At 59.7% G+C, this 20,913-nt stretch carries 20 protein-coding genes; 10 read left to right on the plus strand and 10 right to left on the minus strand.

Annotated elements, in window-relative coordinates; genetic code table 11:
• Positions 1-370: 370 nt before the first annotated feature.
• From G7067_RS05750 to G7067_RS05765, 4 genes are all read left to right on the plus strand, one after another.
• Positions 371-2,143, plus strand: coding sequence for a site-specific DNA-methyltransferase (locus G7067_RS05750; RefSeq protein WP_166322660.1), 1,773 nt, complete (start codon positions 371-373; stop codon positions 2,141-2,143).
• Positions 2,140-4,458: a DEAD/DEAH box helicase gene (locus tag G7067_RS05755; RefSeq protein ID WP_166322662.1), complete on the plus strand. Its 2,319-nt coding sequence runs from the start codon at positions 2,140-2,142 to the stop codon at positions 4,456-4,458. Before G7067_RS05750 ends, G7067_RS05755 begins: the two co-directional genes overlap by 4 nt.
• 272 nt (positions 4,459-4,730) lie before the next feature.
• Complete coding sequence (locus G7067_RS05760) at positions 4,731-5,504, plus strand: hypothetical protein (RefSeq protein ID WP_205881210.1); 774 nt, start codon at positions 4,731-4,733, stop codon at positions 5,502-5,504.
• A gap of 417 nt (positions 5,505-5,921) precedes the next feature.
• Positions 5,922-6,095, plus strand: coding sequence for a helix-turn-helix domain-containing protein (locus tag G7067_RS05765; RefSeq protein WP_166322666.1), 174 nt, complete (start codon positions 5,922-5,924; stop codon positions 6,093-6,095).
• A gap of 301 nt (positions 6,096-6,396) precedes the next feature.
• On the opposite strand, the gene G7067_RS05770 is transcribed toward G7067_RS05765, so the two are convergent.
• From G7067_RS05770 to G7067_RS05790, 5 genes are all read right to left on the minus strand, one after another.
• Positions 6,397-7,914 (minus strand): IS1634 family transposase, encoded by a 1,518-nt coding sequence (locus tag G7067_RS05770; RefSeq protein ID WP_166321685.1) that lies wholly within the window; start codon positions 7,912-7,914, stop codon positions 6,397-6,399.
• An 871-nt stretch (positions 7,915-8,785) separates the two neighbouring features.
• Positions 8,786-9,388 (minus strand): hypothetical protein, encoded by a 603-nt coding sequence (locus G7067_RS05775; protein ID WP_166322668.1) that lies wholly within the window; start codon positions 9,386-9,388, stop codon positions 8,786-8,788.
• A gap of 225 nt (positions 9,389-9,613) precedes the next feature.
• Positions 9,614-10,318, minus strand: a complete 705-nt coding sequence (locus G7067_RS05780) for an ATP-binding protein (RefSeq protein WP_205881211.1) — start codon at positions 10,316-10,318, stop codon at positions 9,614-9,616.
• Between the two features lie 38 nt (positions 10,319-10,356).
• A complete protein-coding gene (istA, locus tag G7067_RS05785; protein ID WP_166322670.1) occupies positions 10,357-11,937 on the minus strand; it encodes an IS21 family transposase in 1,581 nt (526 codons plus the stop codon).
• Between the two features lie 447 nt (positions 11,938-12,384).
• Entirely contained in the window at positions 12,385-12,912 is a 528-nt protein-coding gene (locus tag G7067_RS05790; protein ID WP_166322672.1) for a P-loop nucleotide/nucleoside kinase family protein, read from the minus strand.
• 229 nt (positions 12,913-13,141) lie between these two features.
• On the opposite strand from G7067_RS05790, the gene G7067_RS14180 reads away from it, so the two are divergent.
• On the plus strand, positions 13,142-13,369 hold the full coding sequence (locus G7067_RS14180) for an SDR family oxidoreductase (protein WP_244301288.1): 228 nt from the start codon (positions 13,142-13,144) through the stop codon (positions 13,367-13,369).
• A 189-nt stretch (positions 13,370-13,558) separates the two neighbouring features.
• On the opposite strand, the gene G7067_RS05800 is transcribed toward G7067_RS14180, so the two are convergent.
• From G7067_RS05800 to ykgO, 3 genes are all read right to left on the minus strand, one after another.
• Positions 13,559-14,383: a hypothetical protein gene (locus G7067_RS05800; protein ID WP_166322674.1), complete on the minus strand. Its 825-nt coding sequence runs from the start codon at positions 14,381-14,383 to the stop codon at positions 13,559-13,561.
• A gap of 183 nt (positions 14,384-14,566) precedes the next feature.
• The gene (locus G7067_RS14185; RefSeq protein WP_244301289.1) at positions 14,567-14,848 is read right to left on the minus strand and encodes a GNAT family N-acetyltransferase; all 282 of its coding nucleotides are present in this window, start codon (positions 14,846-14,848) and stop codon (positions 14,567-14,569) included.
• A 345-nt stretch (positions 14,849-15,193) separates the two neighbouring features.
• Positions 15,194-15,316 (minus strand): type B 50S ribosomal protein L36, encoded by a 123-nt coding sequence (gene ykgO / locus G7067_RS05810; RefSeq protein ID WP_166322676.1) that lies wholly within the window; start codon positions 15,314-15,316, stop codon positions 15,194-15,196.
• 53 nt (positions 15,317-15,369) lie between these two features.
• Between ykgO and G7067_RS05815 the strand changes: the two genes are divergently transcribed.
• Complete coding sequence (locus G7067_RS05815) at positions 15,370-16,452, plus strand: GTP-binding protein (RefSeq protein ID WP_244301290.1); 1,083 nt, start codon at positions 15,370-15,372, stop codon at positions 16,450-16,452.
• A gap of 233 nt (positions 16,453-16,685) precedes the next feature.
• Here the strand turns inward: G7067_RS05815 and trxA are convergent, their stop codons facing one another.
• Complete coding sequence (gene trxA / locus G7067_RS05820; RefSeq protein WP_166322678.1) at positions 16,686-17,060, minus strand: thioredoxin; 375 nt, start codon at positions 17,058-17,060, stop codon at positions 16,686-16,688.
• A gap of 24 nt (positions 17,061-17,084) precedes the next feature.
• Positions 17,085-17,270, minus strand: coding sequence for a hypothetical protein (locus G7067_RS14190; protein ID WP_244301291.1), 186 nt, complete (start codon positions 17,268-17,270; stop codon positions 17,085-17,087).
• Positions 17,271-17,446: 176 nt separating this feature from the next.
• On the opposite strand from G7067_RS14190, the gene G7067_RS05825 reads away from it, so the two are divergent.
• From G7067_RS05825 to G7067_RS05840, 4 genes are all read left to right on the plus strand, one after another.
• Positions 17,447-18,247: an NYN domain-containing protein gene (locus tag G7067_RS05825; protein ID WP_166322680.1), complete on the plus strand. Its 801-nt coding sequence runs from the start codon at positions 17,447-17,449 to the stop codon at positions 18,245-18,247.
• A gap of 77 nt (positions 18,248-18,324) precedes the next feature.
• Complete coding sequence (locus G7067_RS14195) at positions 18,325-18,480, plus strand: OST-HTH/LOTUS domain-containing protein (RefSeq protein WP_244301292.1); 156 nt, start codon at positions 18,325-18,327, stop codon at positions 18,478-18,480.
• Positions 18,481-18,581: 101 nt separating this feature from the next.
• A complete protein-coding gene (locus G7067_RS05835; protein WP_166322682.1) occupies positions 18,582-19,127 on the plus strand; it encodes a PadR family transcriptional regulator in 546 nt (181 codons plus the stop codon).
• Positions 19,128-19,167: 40 nt separating this feature from the next.
• Positions 19,168-20,868 (plus strand): ABC1 kinase family protein, encoded by a 1,701-nt coding sequence (locus G7067_RS05840; RefSeq protein WP_244301293.1) that lies wholly within the window; start codon positions 19,168-19,170, stop codon positions 20,866-20,868.
• Positions 20,869-20,913: the final 45 nt, after the last annotated feature.

Here is a 20,913-nt window from a genome sequence, read left to right on the forward strand (position 1 = left end):
TGGATCGAGTTGATTGGAACCTCGCGACTGCTCATGCCCCATCATCCCAGGGGCGTGCCGCACCAGAAACCACGCGGCAGCAGCTTGGCAGAGTGCGGTCGATGTGTAGTTGGATTGGCGTGCTCTGGAGGCAAGTTCGCTGAGCTCGACCAAGACGTCAACCCGCAACCGTCCCTTGTGCACGAAGCACTTGCTCGACTCGTCCGCGCAGGTGTCAGGACTTCGCTGTCACTCGCGAGCTGGCCTCAGCCGTCAGGTCCTGAAACTCCCTGACTGCAGACTGTTCTTCCAGGGTCCGGAGACCTGAGCTCGACTCGCCTGTCCGACACGCGTCTTCGCGAATGTCGGTGGTGAATGAGAGAATCGAGCCATGACTGACCACGCTATGCCGGAGACAGAGTCCGTGCGCGAAGAAGCCGGATTGCACCTGCATTGGCAGGGGCGTCGATCGTACAAGTCGCTCATCCCGGTGCCTCGCGTCCTTGAACGTGACGATGAACTCTCGTTCCAGTCGGACCGTGGCAGCAACCTTGTGATCGAGGGTGACAACCTGCAGGTGATGGTCTCCCTGCGAACGCAATACGCTGAGTCCGTGGATGTGATCTACATAGATCCGCCCTATAACCGTGGCGGCAATGACTTCCGTTATAGTGACGCTCGATTTCAAGACCCAGATGCCGACGGAAGCGATTCGGAGTATGTTTCGAACGTTGATGGCGGGCGACACACCAAGTGGCTTAACTACATGGCTCCTCGTTTGGTCGCAATGAAGTCGCTTATGTCCGAAAATGGCGTAATTTTCGTCTCGATTAACGACATCGAGCTCGGGCGCTTGCTCATGCTAATGGACGAGATTTTTGATGAAAAGAACCGTATCGGCGTGATCACCTGGCGCGGATCAGCAGACAACAACCCTTCGCGAATTCAGATCGAACATGAGTACGTCATCTGCTATGCCAAAAACGTAACTCAGGTCCCAAAAGCCTGGACCACACCGGCCGACGAGATGAAAGAGACATTGCTTGAGCAGTTCGAGGAGCTCCTCGAATCTGAGCCCGACGTCAAAAAACGCGCTAAAGCGTGGGCATCGTTGGTGCGCGCGAACGGTGAATCGTTGGGGCGCCTCAAGGCATACTCACTGGTCGATGAGCACGGCCCCTATCAAAGCGCGCGGCGAGTGCACAACCCGAAGAAGGGCGGCTACCAGTACGGCGTTACCAAGAAGGGGGTAGTTGAAGACACGAAAGCGCGCGGCACCTATCGGGTGCCAGCCAACGGCTATCGCTTTCCTGCACAGACCATGCAGCGTTACATCGACGAAGGTCGTATCGTTTTTCCGGCTCGTCTTGAACAGATCGTTCAAATGAAGGACTACCTGAAGGACTTCCGAGGCACGCTCCGAAGTGTCATAGACCTAGATGCGCGTGCAGGAAGCTACCGACTCAAACAGCTCTTTGGCAAGGACTTCGACGGATTTCGATACGCGAAACCGGTCGAACTGATTGAACTTCTCGTAGGTGCCGCTGGTTCAAAGGACGCTCTGGTCCTGGATGCCTTTGCCGGCAGCGGTACGACCGGCGATGCCGTGATGAGCCTCAACGACAAAGACGGCGGTCGCCGCCGGTTCGTCATGATTGAGGAAGGTAGCGAGGAAGACCCGTACGCAAGAACCCTTGTAGCGCGTCGCCTTCGGTCCGCCATCGAAACGGACGGCTTCGATGCAGGGTTCACCTTCCTGACAACTGGTGCTCAGCTCGACCGCGAAGCCATCCTGACACTTGAAAAAGACAAGATTACGGCCGTGATCTGTCAGACCGACAGATCTGGTACGCGTTCCGGCATCCGACAGATCGACGGCAGGAAATGGGTCATCGGGGCGAATCAACGGGGCGAGGCTCTCGCCCTTGTGTGGCGCGGCGCTACTAACAGCCAGGTCAACGCTGACGTTATCAACGAGGCGCTCTCGGAGACGAAGGCGCTTGGGCTTAAGACTCCGATCCGCATCTACGGCACGACATGCAACATCAGCGAGACGAAGTCCTTCGTCTTTTGCCAGATTCCGGATGAGATTCTGGCCGCATTGCAGATCGAGGACGTAATTCCTGAAGACATCGAAGCCGAGCTGGAAGCGAGCAACGCGTGAGTAGCACGATGCGCCTGTTTGAGTTTCAGGAGAACGCTGCGAATCAGATTGTCGAGGCTGCGGCGGACTGGGTTCATTACTACGCCGAAGATGGACCACTCATCTTAGGTAAGACCCCGATTCCCTTCATTGGGCATCTGAAAGCAGTCACCGGTGCGGGAAAGACTCCGATCCTCGCCAAAATTGTTGCTGACCTCGGCCCAAGCATCGTGCTCTGGACCTCAAAGTCGAGTGCCGTCGCAGATCAGACCTACCGCAACCTCCAAGGCAAATATGCCCATCTGCTTCCGGCCGGAACGAGGATTGTTCGCGAGCGACCCAGCAAATCGGAATGGGAAGAACTCCTCGAGGCGACGACGGGCCTGACGATTTGGGTTACGACGGTAGGCTCTTGGAATGAGGTCGAGTACGCGGCCTCCGAAGGTAGTGAGACTGCGCGACTCAATATGCATCGCCCCCACACCGACTGGGGTGGTGATCGATCGCCATGGGATCAGCTTCGCAACGAACCGCAGCGGCCTCTCTGGATTGTCTACGATGAAAGCCACAATCAAACCTCGACTCAGCTCGAGCAGCTGATCGGACTGCGACCTGTGGGCTTTCTGCTTGCGTCCGCAACACCTCCGAGTGGCGGACAGTTCGATCGATTCGCCGAGGTCGTTGAAGGGGACGACCGTGCTCGGGAGATCGCCGCCCGCGCGCGCTACCACGTGAGCACACGCGATGTGGTTGAGAACGAGCTGCTCAAACACACGATCATGGTCGAGAACTTTGATTCCGACCCCGATCAACTACTCGACTCCGCGGTGGCGCTGCACAAGGAACTCACTCAGGCCGCCACAGCCGAAGGCGCAAGCATCACGCCGAAGGCGCTATACATAGTCGAGCGCTCTAACCCGACCAAAGACGAGGTCATCTCCCGCCCGGTTGCTATCTGGGAACACCTGCGCGCCAGAGGTGTTCCGGCCGAAGAGATCGCAATCTATACGCAGACGAAGATCGTCCCAGACGATGCTGTTCGCGTCTCATCCTTGGCAGAGCTCCAGCCTCACCACACGCACATCATCTGTAATCGCGCATTGCAGGAAGGCTGGGACGATCCGGAAGCGTACATCGAGTACTTCGACGACGAGTCCAACTCCTATATCCGCATCGCGCAGGTCATCGGGCGTGCACTGCGCCAGCCTGGTGCGCGTCATTACGAGGACGACCGACTCAACACCTCAACATTATTCGTCCGCGTGCCGAACCGTACCTTCGAAGGCATTGTTGACGGGTTGAAGGCCGAGCTTGCGCTCTATGCCATTGATGAGACGAACCCAGGCGCAAACCCGTCCATCCGCATAAAGACACGCAAGCAACCGTTGCCTGATGTGCCTCTGAAGACAGACCTGCCGGTCGTCCTTTCGTTGCCGCAGTATGTGCTGGGCGAAGCGGAGCTCGAGGGTGAAAAGACGAAGATCCAAGCAATGTCGCGCCAGATGTTCGCAGAGGAACATCTCCTCGCGAGAGGGCGAAAGAGCATTCAGAAGATCTCCTTGCGCGGTGAGGATGATTCCACACGCTACGAACAGATCGCTGCGAGCATGCGTCGCAAGAACGGCGAGTACCTCCGACGCCGAGTTCAGCTTCGCGCTCGCCACTGCGCTCACCTGCTCGAGCCCGAGCTCTTCACCGGGCCCGCATTCGATCAGTGGGCCTGTTCCGGGTCCGCAGCGCAGTCTCTGCTATCTGACCGTGCGGACGCGATTGCAGAGGCGTTTGAGAACACAGTGGAGCTTGTCATCAACAAGATCCATGGCGAGGAAACCTGGACGCCTGCGGCACACACGCCCAGCGTCGACAAGTACTACTCGTTCGAGAACGCAATACACTCGCGATACGCCCAGAATCAATTCAACACCGAGGAGCTTGAGTTCGCGAAGGCTTTGGACTCCCTCGGACGGGGGGTGTGGATGCGGAACCCGACACGCGGCGACGGATATGGGGTGCTGCTTCCCGTCAAGGTTGGAAGCTCCAACACCTTTTACCCAGATTTCCTGTGGTGGGTTGACGGTGAGTGCTTCGCAATCGATCCGACAGGTAAGCACATTCTCGAAGAGAAGGTTCGTGGAAAGTTGCTGACGATTGACCGGCCAAGAATTGCTCTGCTCACCCGAGGCAAGGTGAGCAGGGACTTCCACTCTCTTTCGGACACTGACGGATACACGCTGGTGCGCCCTAGAAAAAACCGCAGTGCGGCTCCGGAATATTTTTCAACGATTTCGGACGCGCTACTCCGACTTGCTCCCGATCCCACTCTTGAAACCAGCTAAAACCGAGAGCGGGGAATGGCAATGAGCTCACCAAGTTCAAAGGCGCGACGAGCTGCGCAGTCAGCGAAGGTGACAGCTCGCAGCGCCCAGAGCTCCAGCATCGTCAAGTGCTACATCGAACGGTTCAAGAACGCCGCTGGCGCTCCCGACCTCCGTCTTCGCGAGAAGTCAACCCAACGGCTCGTGAGGGTCCTGACGAGCAATGAACTGGTCAGGTCATTCGCGCCATTGTCAAACCTGCTGCGGGACTGTTATGAGCATGGGGCGGCCTTGTGGAGCCGTGGAGTCGTGCGGAGCACATTGCCATCTCCGCGCCAATCGTGACGCAAAATGCTCGGGAGATCGCTGTGGCGTTCGACTGCTTATCGGTGCATGTCCACATCGTAACCGCGGACATCACGGCTCCTCCGACGTCCGTGTGGGCCTACATCGAGGAGTACACCGCCGAGGAAGGTGGCCTCGGACTGCGTCTTCGGGAAAAGATCACCGGCCGGAAAATCGAGATGTACGGCAAGAACCAGGACCATTTGCTCACATTCCTTAGCAGCCCGCGCTTCATTGGTGCCCAAACACTTATGGCGAACCTTTACCAGAAGGACGGCTTCGACGACTACGTCCTTGTCTCTGGAGGCACAGCCACAGATTCCTACGACGTTGTGCTGTATATGGATAGCGCCGAACTCACCTACTTGCTTGGCCCAACTCCTGATACCGCATACCGGGACGCGTTCCGAGCGCTGACGGAGGAGTCAGCGCCTAAGGCACACGCGCGTACTGCGCAGACGCACTTCGATAGGGGCCTTTACCGCGAGGCCATACTCTCCGCGCGACTCGCTTTCGAGACGGCGTGTGGCGGACGGGGGGCCGATGTGAAGCGCCGACTCGCCGATGCCCCCGCGGAAGTCAAGAAGGCTGGTGATGCCCTTTACGGGAAGCGTAACGTCGCTGTTCATGAGGGCGACACGCGAGTCGAGCAGCCGGACGCGATACAGGCGATCCGTGCGATGCACCGCGTGATGGACTACCTGGCTGACTACCGCTTCTGAGCCGTCAGCCCGGTGTGGCCACGTTCGGTTGGACCCACCGCACGACGTTGCTTCGATACGTGTGTTGGGCGCACCTTGAAGAGAAGGCATAGGTGCTTCGGGCGCTTCCATAAACTCCCGACCAAATCGTCGCCGATTGTAAAGAGCCGGGACCTGGCCGGGACCTGATGCATGCAAACCATGCAATCCATGACGTGAAATGGTGCCGTTTGAGGGGCAGGGAACCCCGGAAAGTCAAGGATCTGGGCTGAACCGTCTACCTGGGGGTCAAGGGGTCGCAGGTTCAAATCCTGTCAGCCCGACCAAGAGAAAAGTTCCTGATCAGAGGGACTTTTCTCGGTCGATTATTTGAGTGGTTTGTAGCTCTAAAGGGGTATCTGGACCCGAATTTGGACCCACTAACCCACTTGACTGCGCATGGTTAAGCGGCTGATCGCTGAACCGCGTGACGAATACGAAGCTCGCATCGCTGCGCGTCACGAGCGTATCCGCGAGCTCCGTGCTGACGGGCTCTCGATGCGTGCAATCGCTGCGGAGCTCGATGTCTCCGTTGGGACGGTTCACTACGCGCTCAATAAGGTCGCGGCGTAAGTGTGGCCGTCCGTCCGAGACTGACCGTAGCTCAGGCAGTCGCAGCATTCGACGTGACTCGTCGCACTCTGCAACGTCGTCTTGCAGCTGGCGATCTCGAAGGCGCAAGTAAAGACGATGCTGGGCATTGGTCTATCCCAGTTGAAGCGCTCCATGCACTCGGTTTTGGCGCGCGCCATGGCGCGCCAAACAGTGCGCCAAATGATGCGCCACCCGCGCCAGAAGTCGCGTCACTGCGCGCCATCCTTCACGACACGCAACAGCAGCTCGAAACAGAACGACGTCTCCTGAGTTGACCGGTTTAGTGACCACCACCCATGACAGTCAGACCCTTCAGTAGCAATGCAACTTCGTCAGTGATAGCCGCGGGAATTGTGTGCTCGATGCCCTCAACCACGATCACCGCGTCTTTCACCGGAGCCAACACCTTTACGAACCGCTTAATCGAGACCCCGGTGACTTCCTGGATATGCCGCGATACCGCGATTGCACAAAACACGACCGTGAGATGCGCCTCGATCTTTTCCCGCTGTCGATGAAAAATTGGGCGAGCCCGTAGATCAGTCTTCGCCATCCGAAACGACGCTTCCACGTTGAAGAGCTGATGATACGCATCAATTACTGTCGTTGCTGAGGCTGTCAATATCGGCAGATTTGTCACATACCCCTTCACCCCGGCTCGCTGCTTCGCTGATTCCACGAGCGCCTCATCAATACTCTTCTTGGCATCCGTGATCTTCAAGAATCGGCCCTTCTTTACGGCACTCGTCCCCGCAACCACGTTGCGGGCCTTCTCGACTTGCTTCTCAATGTTGCGCAGATCGAGACGGGCACGCTTCTCGCGATACTGGTACACCACCCGACGTTGTCTGCGGGTCTCACCTCGACCAAACCACTGCTGTGATTCAAAGATTTGACCATCGTTCAGGATCCCGCCATCGTTCTGGAATTCGGCAATATCGTATGGAGTTTTCGCGATCCTCGACCCTACAATGAATGAGTAGCCGGCGTCCTCTAACGCGAGGAGGTTCGCGGCAGAAAGCATGCCCGCATCACACGCCACACTTACTGCCACGTCGGGGTGCTGTGCTCTGAACGCGTCAAGCACCGGCACCAGGGTGAGCGTCTCTGCTTTGTTCCCCTCGAAGGAGTGCAATTGCAGGGGGAACCCCCGCTCATCAACGAGAAGACCAACCACAATTTGGGGTTCCAACCGGCGTTCTTTGGAGAGCCCCGGGATACGGTAGTCGTCTTCTTGTTCAACCTGGAAGAACAATGTCGTAACGTCATACAACACGAGGGTGAGTTGCTTGGTGCCACGAAACTCGACACACGCCTTCGAGAACTGGTCACGATAGTTCTCATCGGCAGCACGATTGAGGGAACGGTGAATGCCTGTGTTCGAAGGCGGGGTGAGCCCGAGTTCGTCAAGGATTCGGATGGTGTCGAGCTTTGAGGCGGGTTCGATGATGCGTGCGATCACCAGGTCACGGAACACGGCGTCATCGACGGCGGAAGCGAACCCGAGCTGCGCATATACGCCCGCGAGGGTGTCGTAGAGCAGTCGCGAGTATGCGCGTGCCAGCAGCGCAGTCGACGCGGGAGACGGGGCAAGACCGAAGTCGAACTCACCTTGCCCGGCATCGCGCTCACGTTCACGGATGCGTTGTCTCGCGATATCGGTCAGGAGTGCCAAGTCGGTGTCAGTGTGCGCGGACCCGATGTGATCGATTCCGGTGACCTGTCGCCCCGTTTTGGTGACGATCTGAACCGCGGTCGCACCAGATTTCGTCTGAACTTTCCGAACGAATACTGACATGCGTTCAGCCTACATAGGGGCACGTTAGTAACCACATTCTCCGCAGAGACCCGCATAAAATCAACGTTCTCGCGTTCAAATCCCACAAAACCACCCCAAAGCGGTCAACTCAGGTCCGAGACTGACCGTAGCTCAGGCAGTCGCAGCATTCGACGTGACTCGTCGCACTCTGCAACGTCGTCTTGCAGCTGGCGATCTCGAAGGCGCAAGTAAAGACGATGCTGGGCATTGGTCTATCCCAGTTGAAGCGCTCCATGCACTCGGTTTTGGCGCGCGCCATGGCGCGCCAAACAGTGCGCCAAATGATGCGCCACCCGCGCCAGAAGTCGCGTCACTGCGCGCCATCCTTCACGACACGCAACAGCAGCTCGAAACAGAACGACGTCTCCGAGAAGCCGCCGAACGCAACGTAGAAGACCTCAGAACCGCCATGCGGATGATCGAAGCCGGCACAACCCCCACACCAGACGCTGCTCCGATAGAAGCTAAGAAACCGGATCCCCGCCGGCGTTGGTGGAAACGCCGTTAATGCGTAAATGGCCGGTACGGGTGATGGCCCGATAGCATCACCCGTACCGGCCATTTACGCATTAAATCAGGGCGAATGAGTTGACCGGCTGAGAATGCGGGCAAATGTCATGCACGCTACCCAGACCAGGATGGACCCAATCGTTGAACCAAGAAACACTGGAAGAATTGCGGCAGGAACGCTCTCCCAAGCTCTCCCCCAGCTGCCGCTTGGATTAGAAAGCCGATAAATGTTCCGAAGACAATTAACGACCAAATAAGCCCTAAATACCGGCCTAGTTGTTTTGGGTTTTTCCAGTCGATCTTTTTGTTCAGTGATGATTTCTTGTGGGACATTTTTACCTCACTTACAAGGCTTGTCCCAGTTGATTCCGAGATTTGCACCAATCAATGCCATGCTGCAGGCGACACCGCCTACGCCGCCAGTTCCGATGCCGAGCATCGCGCAAACTCCGCTCATCCCTACGTTAAAGATCAGATTTCCCCAGAACGACGAAGCACATGCAGACCGCTTGGTGATTCGCGGCCCGCCCGTGCTATTGACCGGAGTGACGATCAATTTGTCCCCTTCGACTACAAACTTCGCGTCAACAGGATTTTCAGAGTCCCCAAGTGTCGGGTTGACGGAGTTCAGAAGCACACCGCCGCTGGCATCCTGTAGCAAAAATGTGCGGTCATCGTCCAGAAGAACGATTTGATCAGTGGGAGCCATGTTCACGGTGGCGCTCAACCCTTGGTAGGACGTTGTATTGAGATCATCTGGAACGATGGAGCGTTGTTCTCCATCCAAGCCGACAATTGTCAATCCTTCATTCGAAACGGCTGCTTCGCCAGTTGCCAACATGGGGCTTGCGTTTAGTGCATCGGCGTGTGCGGCCATCGGTGCAAGTGTCAGACCGAAACTCAACCCGACTGCTATCAAGGTCTTACTGAAATTCATCATCATTGATCTACTTTCATTGTCGGTGTCATGTACCCCACCCCCAACAACGTCAACAAATGTAGCTCAAAAGGCTTAATTTGTGCTGACAGTTCAAACGGGCTGAGTATTTGGAGGCTTGAGCAACACCGTTATTGCGGTTGAGTAACACCTACTATTGCGAGCGAGCAACACCCGATCGTGTCGGTGAGCAACGCGCCCTCATAGACTCGCCACTCACCGACACGGTCTTTACACCTGCCGGGCGGCGTGTTCGCGCATATTCAGCTCCCCGGTCTCGACCCAGATAGCGCGATGCACGATCCGGTCCATGATCGCGTCCGCGTGAACGTCACCGCCCAAACGCTGATGCCAGTCCTTTCGCGCATACTGCGTGCAAAACACGGTCGCCGCGGTATCGTAGCGCCGCTCGAACAATTCCAGGAGCATCCCCCGAGCCTGTTCGCTGGGCGGGTCGAGTAGCCACTCGTCGACGACCATCATCTGATACGCCGTGTACTTCCGTAAGAACTTCTCCTTCCCTCCTGGCTTATCGATCGCGTTCAACCAGCCTTCTTCAAGATCGGGCATCCGTATGTAGTGTGCTCGATATCGATGCTGGCAGGCAGCTTTCGCGAGCGCTGACCCGAGATACGTTTTCCCTGACCCGGTGAACCCTTGAAACACGACGTTCTCGTGCCTGGCAATGAAACCACACGCTCCCAACTCGGCAATCACGCCCCGATCGATGCGGCGTTCCTCGACACGGTCGAGACTGCGCAGCTCAGCGCCAGGGTAGCGCAGCCCAGCCCGACGGATGAGGCCTTCGATCTTCTGTTGACTGAACGACGCATACGCGTCATCAACACCCAGTTTCACTCGTTCACCAAACGGGATCCCAACTGTGAGGGTATCGTCTTGCGCGTCGAGCGCGTCAACAAGCACGCCGACTCCCATCTCACGGAGTTTACGTTACGTCTCAATATCGATCACGGTCACTTGCTTTCACCCCCGTAATACGAGGCTCCGCGCACATACCCAGCTGGAGCCTCATTTGTAGCGGTCTGCTCGCCGACGGGTTCGAACCGGGAGGGACGTTTCCCTGTCTCATCTTGTCTGCTCTCCAAGATGGGGCGAAGGTGCGCATATCGAGGGGAACGGACCCGGCTGGCAAGCGCGATCTGGCAGGCGTGTTCGACTCGCGCAGACGAATATCGGCGGGTGAGCCGCAGGACCGCTAACGCCGCGTCCAGGCCCTGTTCTTCAACCGGCACCGACTCGAAGACTCGATTCACTACCGTTGTCGTATGCTCGCCGATCCTGGCCGCCCAGTCACGGATCCTGACGGCATCCCATTCCCGGTAGCCTGGCCCGTCGGGCAGATCACCATCGCGGGTCCGATACTCGTTCACCATCCCGACGGGAGCGAGGAGGTGCGAAGCGATTCGGTCGCTGCCCATGAACACCTCAAGCGTTTGGTCGGTGACGCGCAGATCAGCGAACGCTCCGACCTGCGTATACGGGACGGAGTAACGGTTCTTTTCCCACACCACATGCCCGTCGCGGCCCACTCTGCGCCCATACACCCACTGACTGATCTCATATTGGGTTTGCGGGAGCGGGCGAAGCAGAGGCTGCTCCTCGCTTTGGAACACGCGAAGCCTTGACCCGGCACGTTTCTGGAACGCTTCCTGGTTGAACGCGGCCATTTGCGCATAGATTGCCGCCCGTAACTCTCCCAACGACGAAAACGTCTGGTGGCGCAGCTGAGCGATCACCCAGGTCGCGACGCTCCACACCGTGTTCTCCACGCTGGCTTTGTCTTTGGGGTGCCGAATGCGGGCGGGGATCACTGCCGCCGAATAGTGGGCCGCGAGTTCACGGTATGCCTCATTCAACACCACCTCCCCCTCGGGAGGATTCTGGATCACACCGGTCTTCAGGTTGTCGGGCACGATCCGAGGGACACTCCCACCAAACCCGTCAAACATGGCGACATGGCAGCGAAGCCACGTATCTTGTCGCATATCAAGCGTGGGCTCCACGAACCCATATCGACTAAACGGCAGACAGCCCACAAACAAATACACTCGGGTTGTCTCGCCCGTTGCCGGGCTCGTGAGCTGCATCGTGGGCCCCGACCAGTCAACCTCAACGGTCTGTCCAGCCTTGTGTCCTACTCGGGAAGTTACCCCGAGAACGCGAACGTACTGCGCGTAGGTCTTGCAGAACCGGTCGTACCCCATGAACGGGCTTCCCACAGCTTGGCAGGAATCAACGTACTCGGCATGGAGGAGTTTCAACGTCACTCCCACTTTCGCGAGTTCCTTGTGTAACGAACCCCACTCGGGTTGCGTGTACACGCTCTCGTGCTGACCGCGCCCGGGGAAGAGCCGCTCGTACACGTCACTTTCAGTCATCCCGGCAGCGGTCACCCACGACAGGCCTTCGGCCGCGGCTGCCCGTTCGACCTTGATGACGCTATGCCCTGAAATACCTTGGGCCTCGATTTGTCGTATCGACAAGCCCTCAGCTCGGAGTTTGAGCACCAATTTTGCGTTGATTTTTCGTACCATCAGAATGGCTCCTTCTGGCACGCGATTACGGCGCGCGCCAGGAGGAGCTTCCCACACCGTTGCCGAGTGAAGATACTCAGTGTTGCTATTCAGGAAGAACGCCCACAACCCCGCGTGTTGCTCAACCGCAATAACGGTGTTGCTCAGAAGGCCAAATACTCACGCGCGCGACCCTTGCATAAACCCCACGTAAATCCCTGACGGATCAGCGGTCGACTACCAAGAACCGGGACCTGGCCGGGACCTGATGCATGCAAACCATGCAATCTATGACGTGAAACAGAGCCGTTTGAGGGACAGAGAAACCCGGAAGATCGAGGATCCGGGTTGAACTGTCTACCTGGGGGTCAAGGGGTCGCAGGTTCGAATCCTGTCAGCCCGACCAAAATGCCCAGGTGAGAGCAGGTTTCTCATCTGGGCTTTGTCGTTTCCGTGGCGGGTGCTCGGTTAGGGTTGAGCGGACTTCTGCGCGGCGGCGAGGATGAGTGAAGCCGCGTCGGGTGGGGAAGTCGTGCTGGTGTCGATGTGAAGGTCCGCGGTGTTCCAAGCTTCGTACTCGCGAGCCTTGATCGCCTGCCAGTCGGGAAGCCGCAGCCCGGGTATGTCTACGATCCTGCTCTCCGCTCGCTGTCGATGCGTGTGAGGGTCGCCGCAATACAGTTCGACCTCGAGCAGCGCGGCTCCGGATGTTTCGGCGACCTTGCGCCAGGCGGCCCTGGTGATTTCTATCGGATTCACGCACTCAACGAGAACGTTATTGCCGCCGTTGAGGAGGTCGCTAGCGACCGCGTATCCCACGATGTAACCTGCAGCTTCGACTCCGCGCGGCCCCATTTCCCCGGAAGTGCGGAGTGCTTGTTCGATGCTATCGATGCGCACGTAGGAGAATCTGCCGGTTTCGTTGAGCATCGATGCAACTGTGGATTTGCCGACGGCAGGTAGGCCGCCAAGGATGATGAGCAAAGGGCGGGGCATCTCTTCAGGATAGTCTGACGCCAGCCTAATGGGCGCGGGGCCTGGTGGCGTCACGGGGGCTGTGGCGCATTGTCGCTGCGGCCCGCGAGTTTGGTGATTTGGTTTTGCGGCTCAGGGATCCTTGGTCCTCGTGTGTTCTCACCTCGGAGGAAACGCTCGCCTGGACGACGGCTGCAGCGAGGCGGCGTTGGTCAGGGTGGAGGTAGCCTCGAGTAGTCTCGGCATACTTGTGTCCAAGGAGACCATCCTCGAGTCGTTCGAACAGGTGATCCGCGTCAACCTCATTGGGACGTTCCTCATGATTCGCGAGGCGGTGCCTGCGCTCCGACAGGGCCACGGCCCCGCCGTGGTGAACTTCAGCTCGACTTCCGCGCAGTTCGCGCACCCATATGTGGCCGCATACGCTGCAAGTAAGGGTGGCATTCAGTCGATGACTCACGCGGTCGCAGCAGAGTAAGCGGCAGACGGCATTCGCTTCAACTCAGTACAGCCCGGCTCGATCAAGTCAGGCATGACCGACGGCGGTACGCACTTCTAGCGTTCCTCGTTCCACCTGATTTCGCGGGAAGACGGGGCTCTGGGTGGAGATCTTGACCTCGTGCTGCGCGCGCAACGGCTGCCCGGGCGTTCAGATCCGCACGCGCTCTTACTTGACCGGCGGCTCGATCGTGACCGGCTGCCCGAGATCGTAGTACGTCTGAGTGGTCGTGCCGCTGTAGAGCCCTTCGAACTCGAGCCCGCCCAAATTGCCGACGGGGATCCAATCCGCGGCGTACCAGAGGATGTACTCCTTGACCTGGATGCCCTGCCACGTGAACGGTGCGGCGTTTTCGATTCGATAGGCCTCGACCTGAGTGCCGTCGGGAAGGTCCTTCAACGCCATGGCGTCGTCGACGACCCAGCTGGGGTTCGCGGCGATCAGATCCCGCGTCATGCTGGGATCTGAGAAGAGCCGGTAGAGTTCCGCCGTCTGGCCGGTGATCATCTCCATGGGATCGCTGGAACCCACGTCTCCCTTGACCAACCCCTGCCCGGAGTCGATCCACATCACGCCATCAATGTAGGTGAGTGACACCGCCTCGGTGTCGGGGTTGAGGGTGCCTTTCATCGCAAAATCCGGATCGTAGCTAAACTCGATCTCGCCGAAGAGATCGCCGGAGGTTCCGTCGAGGTTGCTGCCGATCACTTGCTCTTTGCCGGAGCCGAAGCTGCGAAGAGCCTCGGCGACACACTGGCTCAACGGCTCTCCTGCGAACTCAGCGCCGAGGTCCAAGTCGAGACTGGAGCAGGATTTCGGTACGACACGGGTGCTTTGCGAAGAACTGTCCTTGCTGGGAGATGGTGAAGCGCTGCTGGGCGGCGTTGGGGTCGTGTCCTTGTCTCCTGCGCAGCCCGTGAGGCCCGTTGCCAGCATTCCAGCGATCCCAAGCGCCGTGACGAGAGTGAGGCCCTTTCTTCTGCCAGTGCCCACCGAATTCCTCCTCCAAAAGCGTTTCCTGGTTGTAGCCTCTCACCAGGGCTTTCCCTCAATGGGGTGGACACGCCGCGCTAGTCGCAGGTTTCGACCAGCCTGGGCGGTGCAGGGCTCTTCCGGGCACACCATGTGTCGAAGTGACCCGCACGGAAAGCGGCACGATCGCCGCGAGGGGGCTGCTCAAGCTGTTGGTACCGGAGGCCCGTCGGGAAAATCTGATCGGGTCAGGTCCATGAAGAGCGCGTCTTCCAGCGCGCCACCGGGTCGCACCTGGTAGTCACGGAGCACGCCGATGGTCTTAAAGCCGAGCCGTTCGTAGCTACGGATCGCACCGGTGTTGTGGACATTCGGATCAAGTGTGATCCTGGTTATCCCCTCGCTGAACTCGTGTCGAATCGCGAGCGCGAGGCTTTCCTCGCCGAGCCGCTGCCCGCGAAAGCGCGTGCCGATGAAAATGTGCATGACAGTGGTGGGGTACTCGGGTCGGATCCGCGGAGCACCACCACCGCGCCCGCGACCTCACCGGCGACCTGGATGACGCGGGTCGTTTCCGGTTGCTCTATGAAGTCGTGCAGCACGCGCTCCGCATTAAAATCGACCCACCACTGCGACACCTCGCGTTCCCGCAAGATCTCCAGCAGGGGCGTGGCGTCCTGTTCCTGTGGGTCGCGAAGTGTGACGCGGGGCCCGATGAGTTCCGGCTGTGTGTGGGGCATAACGGGTCACTTCCTTGTGGGTAGTCGTGCCAAGGAAGATACCATTTTCTCCTGCGCCGATGCCCGCGCAGCGGGGTCTCCCGTGGACCCTCTACCCCTGTCGTCCCTTGAAGCGCGGGTTCAGTTTGTTGATGACATAGACGCGGCCGCGGCGGCGCACGACCTGGGCGCCAGGCTGTTTCTTCAGTGACTTGATTGACGCGCGAACTTTCACGACCTGCCTCCTAATTGATAACGGTTATCATTTATACTATAGGCTGGAGTCTGATGGGGTTGACGAGGGGGATCGTGGACGAAATAAATGTGCTTGCCGTCGTGGGAAGCTGCGCGCCCGAGCGCTTCCGCCATGCGGCTCGGCTCGCCTCCGCGGCGGGGCGGGTTTTCTTTCCTGCACAGCGTTTGGGGCTCGCCGCCGATCCGATCCAGGAAGCGCTCGCTCTCATCCCCTGGACCGATCGACCCGCGGGCGCGGTGTGTGAATTTCCGACCGCGACCCATCCGACCGAGATTATCGGGGCATTCGCGGATGAGCCGACGCGCGTGAGCCTGCGCGGTATCGTCTGCGTGGCCGATGCGATGCATCTTCTCAGCGATCTGCAGCGCGACCAGTATCTGACCCGCACCGAGGTTTTGCCAGACGGCGTGGTTACTGAGTACAGAGCCCAGGCGATGCTGACCGTGACGCAGCTTGAGTTTGCCTCGATGGTTGTCCTCGTGAACTGGGAAGGTCTCTCAACGCCGGATCTTTCGACCGTGATGGCTCTTGTGAGTCACCTCAGTCCGCAGGCACGTCTGCGGCTGGATCACGGCGGTGTCGAGCTGCCCGACACGCGTCAGCAGTATGAAGCTTCACAGGATCGTCCCGGCTGGGTCTCGATCCTGAACGGCGAGCATGATCCGCACATGACCGATCTGCGGGTTACTGGCTTCCGCTACGAGCAGCTCAAGCCATTGCACCCCGAGCGGTTGCAGGTGCTGCTGAACGAGCGGATCGCGCCGGGGGAGTTTGGTACCGTGGTGCGTTCGGCCGGCATGTGTAGGCTCGCGACCCGGCCCGGCGTCGTCGGCGAGTGGGAGCATGTGGGACAGGTGTTCTCGCTCGAGCCGCTTGAGGCTGATGTGGCGATGCTCGCGGATCTTGACGAGGGCAGCCAGGACAGTGGGCGCGATATCCTCGCGCTCGGGCAGGATCTCGCGTTCATCGGACTCGACCTCGATGCGACCGCACTATCCGAGGCGCTTGACGACGCAGCGCTCAGCGACGATGAGGTTGCTGCTGGCCCCGCTGCCTGGGCGCAGTACCATGACCCATTTCCCGCTTGGCAGGGGATCGCGGAACACTCTGAGTAGCGATCCCGAATGTGGTGGGTGGAGGGTTCAGCGAAGTGAGCGCGCGACGCGGGATTCGCGCTGCGTGTGGTTCGTGAACCTCGGTCAGCGGCAGTCGCAGCGATCAGCCTCGGGCACGCCGTAGAGTGCGTCCTCGATATGCTGGCCGCAGCCGGTCCAGGTCGGCTTATCGCAGGTTGAGCAGGTGATTCGTGCGCACATGGGGGGTCCTTTCTACGGGCACGGATGTGGGGTTAGGAGCTGGGCTCTGTCTCGTGCTCAGCAATTTGCCTGCGCACGTCATCCATATCGAGCTCGCGGGCTCCCTGGATGAGTTGGTCAAGTTGCTGCGCGCGGAGAGCACCAGGCTGAGCATAGACCAAGATCCCGTCACGGAAAACCATGAGCGTGGGAATGGACGTGATCTGGAACTCGGCGGCGAGTTGCTGCTCGGCCTCGGTATCGACTTTCGTGAAGAGAATGTCGGGGTGCTGCTCTGAGGCCTGCTCGAAGACGGGCGCAAATGCTCGGCAGGGGCCACACCATGCAGCCCAGAAGTCAACGAAGACGATCCCTTCGCCCTCAACGGCGGGTGCGAACTCCTCGTGCGTGAGGTCTTTGGTTGCCATGGCCTGGGGTTCCTTTCTCGTTGCTCAGCGTCCGAACAGGCGCGCGAAGAACCCGCCTCGCTCCGTCTTCGCCGCGTCGATCTGGGCTTGCGAATGCTTGCCCCCACACCAGTCGGATGATGGAACACTCATTTTCACCATTGCTACGTGCTGTCCGCAGCCCGCCCAGGTCGTTTTGCCGCAGGTACGACACTTGACTGCTCTGCACATGCTGTGATCCTCAATCTCTCAAAACTCAAACAATACCCCAGGGTATCGTGTGTTATGTAAGACTATACCTCCCCGGATGTCTTGGTTGTCAAACTGAATCCTGTGGCGCAGTGGCCAGGAATCGCCCCGGCAACTTTCACACTGACACGGGCGAGGATAGCTGCCAGACTGGGGGCGTGACTGACACTCAAAACGGCCGCGTCGCGGTCTACCTCGACTTCGATAACATTGTGCTCTCCTGGTATGACCGGGTGCACGGACGAAACTCCTATGCGCGGGATCGGCAGCGCATCGCCGAGGATGCGACGAACCCTGAGATTTCGGCCCGCCTGGAGGCTGCGCGTGTCGATGTTGGTGCGATCATCGACTACGCTTCGTCGTTCGGCACGCTCGTGTTGACTCGTGCGTACGCCGACTGGTCGGCCCCGGTGAACGCCGACTACCGCTCGCAGCTGGTCGCGCGCGCGATCGACCTCGTGCAACTGTTTCCGGCCGCCGCATACGCCAAAAATGGCGCTGATATTCGCCTCGCCGTGGACACCGTGGAAGACATGTTTCGACTGCAGGATCTCACCCACGTGGTGATCGTTGCGGGTGACTCCGACTATGTGCCGCTCGCGCAGCGCTGCAAGCGGCTCGGCCGGTACGTGGTGGGGATTGGCGTTGCCGGATCCACCGCGAAAGCACTCACCGCCGCGTGTGACGAGTTCGCCTCCTATGATTCGTTGCCTGGCGTCGAGTTGCCGAAGCGCGAGCAGTCAGCGAAGCAGCAGAAGCGGGCGAAGATCCAGCCCGCCGAGAAGCCGGCATTGAAGCCGGTGGAAGAGCTAGATCCCGCGGAGCGGGGGGTGCTTGCGGATCTCACTGATCTCGCGAGTTTTCGAGGAACGGGGATCTTGCGCCGTTTGAACTTCACGATGCCGGCGACGGGTCGGAGCATCTCGCGAGCGAGGATGTTGAAGACGATTCCGAAATAGCGGTCACGGGTTTGTTGATCCGCGCGCTCTGGCTTGGGCAAGAGAAGGATGACTCGGGCTGGCTACACAGTTCCGCCGTGAAGCAGCAGATGCGCCGCATGGATCCCTCGTTTAACGAGAAGGCGCTCGGGTTTCGTTCCTTTTCCGACTTTCTCAAATCCCGTTCCGATATTGCTGAGCTTGAGGAAACGGGGCACGAGCGGCTGGTGCGTTTGCGGGATCAAGCGCCCTAGGTGGCGCGAAGCTGAGTGTAGACCCCTATTGTTCACAGCTTAAGCGATATATCGTTGAGTATCGTTAGCTATATCGCTAAGGATCAGCGAAGGAGAGCATCATGAGTAATTCATTCCCTACAGGCGGCTTTGGCGCGGGTGTTCACACCGACAGCATGTGGCAGGCACTCGATCAGCTGCGGGCAAGGTTTGAGAAGCGCGCGGGTTCACGGGTTGGCCGCGGCGACGTGCGCTCGGCCGTGCTCGCGCTGCTCGCGGAGGCGCCGATGCATGGCTACCAGATCATCCGCGAGATCGACGAGCGCAGCGGCGGAAGCTGGAAACCGAGTGCCGGATCCGTGTACCCGACGCTGCAGCTGCTCGCAGACGAGGGCCTCATCGAGGCGACCGAAGAGGGCGGCCGCAAGACCTATGCGCTCACGGAGAGTGGCCGCGAGGTTGCCGCTGAAGACGCAGGATCGCTGCCCTGGGCTGATCCTGAGCCTCACGATTGGGGTCGGCATGGTGCCCTGCCAAAGTCTGGCATGGAGCTTGCGCAGGCGGCCACGCAGGTGGGCCGCTCGGGTTCGCCCGAGCAGATCGAGCAGGCGGTAACGGTGCTTGACGAGGCCCGCAAGCGCCTCTACGCAATCCTCGCCCAGGACTAACGCGGTGCCCGAGGTTCGGCCAGAGTCGTCCACAACGACTGTGCCATCCCGAGAGGGCAAAGCGCGATACCGCAGAATCCTGCGCTTCGCCGGCTGGAACCTCGCGGTGACGTGGTGGTTCGAGCTGGTGCTGCCCCGGATCGGCCTCGCGCGGCTGGCCGAGCGCACACGCTCGCAGCGGATGCAGCGGTTCGCCAGGCGGTTCCACGGGCTGGCGGTCGAGTTCGGTGGGCTCATGATCAAGGTCGGGCAGTTCATGTCGTCGCGCCTGGACGTGTTGCCTCCCGAGATCACCGACGAGCTCGAGGGGCTGCAAGACGAGGTTCCGGCTGTGCCCTTCGCCGCGATCCGGGAGCGCGCCGAATCAGAACTCGGCATGCCGCTTGAACGGGCATTTGCCTCGGTCGACGAGACACCGATCGCGGCCGCATCGCTGGGCCAGGCGTACCGCGCCCGCTTGACGCCCTCCGACGCCGCAGACACCGGTCTCGATACGGTCGTGATGAAGGTGCAGCGGCCCGATATCGACCTCATTGTCGAGGTGGATCTGGCGGCGCTGCGCAGGGTCGCTGGCTGGTTGAGTCGCGTCAAGATGGTGTCGAAGCGGGTGGATATGCCGGCGCTGGTCGAAGAGTTCGCGGAGACAACCCACGAAGAAATCGACTATCTCCACGAGGCGGCAAGCGCCGAGCGGTTCAGGGGTGACTTTGCGGCGGACTCTCGGATCGCGGTGCCCGAGGTGGTGTGGGAACGCAGCACGCGGCGAGTGTTGACCCTCGAAGATGTCACCGCGATTAAGATCACCGATGCGGCGGGGCTGAGAGCCGCGGGGATTGACCCGGCGGCGGTCGCGGCGGTCTTTGCCGACGTCATGTTTGACCAGTTCTTCAGCCACGGCTTCTTCCACGCCGATCCGCACCCCGGCAATATCTTTGTAACGCCCACGGGTGTTGCCGGCGTGGATCCTGGCCCGGATTCTAGCCCGGGCTCAGAAACACCGCCGTGGCGGCTCACTTTCATCGATTTCGGCATGATGGGGGAGGTTACGGCCACGACGCGCAGCGGGCTTCGCAAACTCTTGATCGCCGCGGCCTCTCGTGACGGCAAAGCGCTCGTCGCCGCGATCCGCGATATCGGGGTGCTGATGCCATCGGCCGAAACGACCGAGCTTGAGCGTGCGATGACCCAGCTTTTCGCGCGGTTCGGTGGCATGGGGTTCGCTGAGCTACGGGATGTTGATCCCCGCGAATTCCACGATTTTGCTGTCGAGTTTGGTGAGACGGTGCGCGCACTGCCGTTCCAGCTCCCAGAGAACTTCTTGCTGCTCGTGCGCGCCATCTCGCTCACCTCGGGCGTGTGCAGCGCGCTTGAGCCCGAGTTTAACCTGTGGGATTCGGTGGAGCCGTATGCGCAGCAGCTGCTGAAGGACGAAGGTGGCAACTTCGTAAAGGATTTCGCGAATGAGGCGGTGCAGATCGCTGGGATCGCGTGGCGGCTTCCGAAACGGTTGGACGCGCTCATCGATCGGATCGAAGACGGCTCGGTCGCGGTGTCCACGCCTCAGCTTGATCGCAAACTCGCCAGACTTGAGCGTTTGGGGCGGCGCGTCGTCTCGGCCGTCATCTTCGGCACACTGCTCATTGCGGGCGCCGTGCTCACTGCAAACGATGCGGCGTTCGGGATCGTGCTGATGTCGGTGTCTGCGTTACCTCTGTCACACGCCCTATTCGCCCGCCGCTGAAGCTGCGCGGTTCGTCCTCTGCGCCTGCCGGCGTCCGCCTCCTCA

This window comes from Leucobacter insecticola (genome assembly GCF_011382965.1).
Lineage (GTDB): Bacteria > Actinomycetota > Actinomycetes > Actinomycetales > Microbacteriaceae > Leucobacter > Leucobacter insecticola.

Excerpts from the sequence above, each read along its gene's own strand:
- G7067_RS05750 (WP_166322660.1), top strand. The coding sequence starts at position 371 with ATGACTGACCACGCTATGCCGGAGACAGAGTCCGTGCGCGAAGAAGCC.
- G7067_RS05765 (WP_166322666.1), top strand. The coding sequence starts at position 5,922 with ATGGTTAAGCGGCTGATCGCTGAACCGCGTGACGAATACGAAGCTCGC.
- G7067_RS05770 (WP_166321685.1), bottom strand. The coding sequence starts at position 7,914 with ATGTCAGTATTCGTTCGGAAAGTTCAGACGAAATCTGGTGCGACCGCG.
- G7067_RS05775 (WP_166322668.1), bottom strand. The coding sequence starts at position 9,388 with ATGATGATGAATTTCAGTAAGACCTTGATAGCAGTCGGGTTGAGTTTC.
- G7067_RS05780 (WP_205881211.1), bottom strand. The coding sequence starts at position 10,318 with ATGGGAGTCGGCGTGCTTGTTGACGCGCTCGACGCGCAAGACGATACC.
- istA (WP_166322670.1), bottom strand. The coding sequence starts at position 11,937 with ATGGTACGAAAAATCAACGCAAAATTGGTGCTCAAACTCCGAGCTGAG.
- G7067_RS05790 (WP_166322672.1), bottom strand. The coding sequence starts at position 12,912 with ATGCCCCGCCCTTTGCTCATCATCCTTGGCGGCCTACCTGCCGTCGGC.
- G7067_RS14185 (WP_244301289.1), bottom strand. The coding sequence starts at position 14,848 with ATGCACATTTTCATCGGCACGCGCTTTCGCGGGCAGCGGCTCGGCGAG.
- G7067_RS05815 (WP_244301290.1), top strand. The coding sequence starts at position 15,370 with ATGGGGTTGACGAGGGGGATCGTGGACGAAATAAATGTGCTTGCCGTC.
- trxA (WP_166322678.1), bottom strand. The coding sequence starts at position 17,060 with ATGGCAACCAAAGACCTCACGCACGAGGAGTTCGCACCCGCCGTTGAG.
- G7067_RS14190 (WP_244301291.1), bottom strand. The coding sequence starts at position 17,270 with ATGTGCAGAGCAGTCAAGTGTCGTACCTGCGGCAAAACGACCTGGGCG.
- G7067_RS05835 (WP_166322682.1), top strand. The coding sequence starts at position 18,582 with ATGAGTAATTCATTCCCTACAGGCGGCTTTGGCGCGGGTGTTCACACC.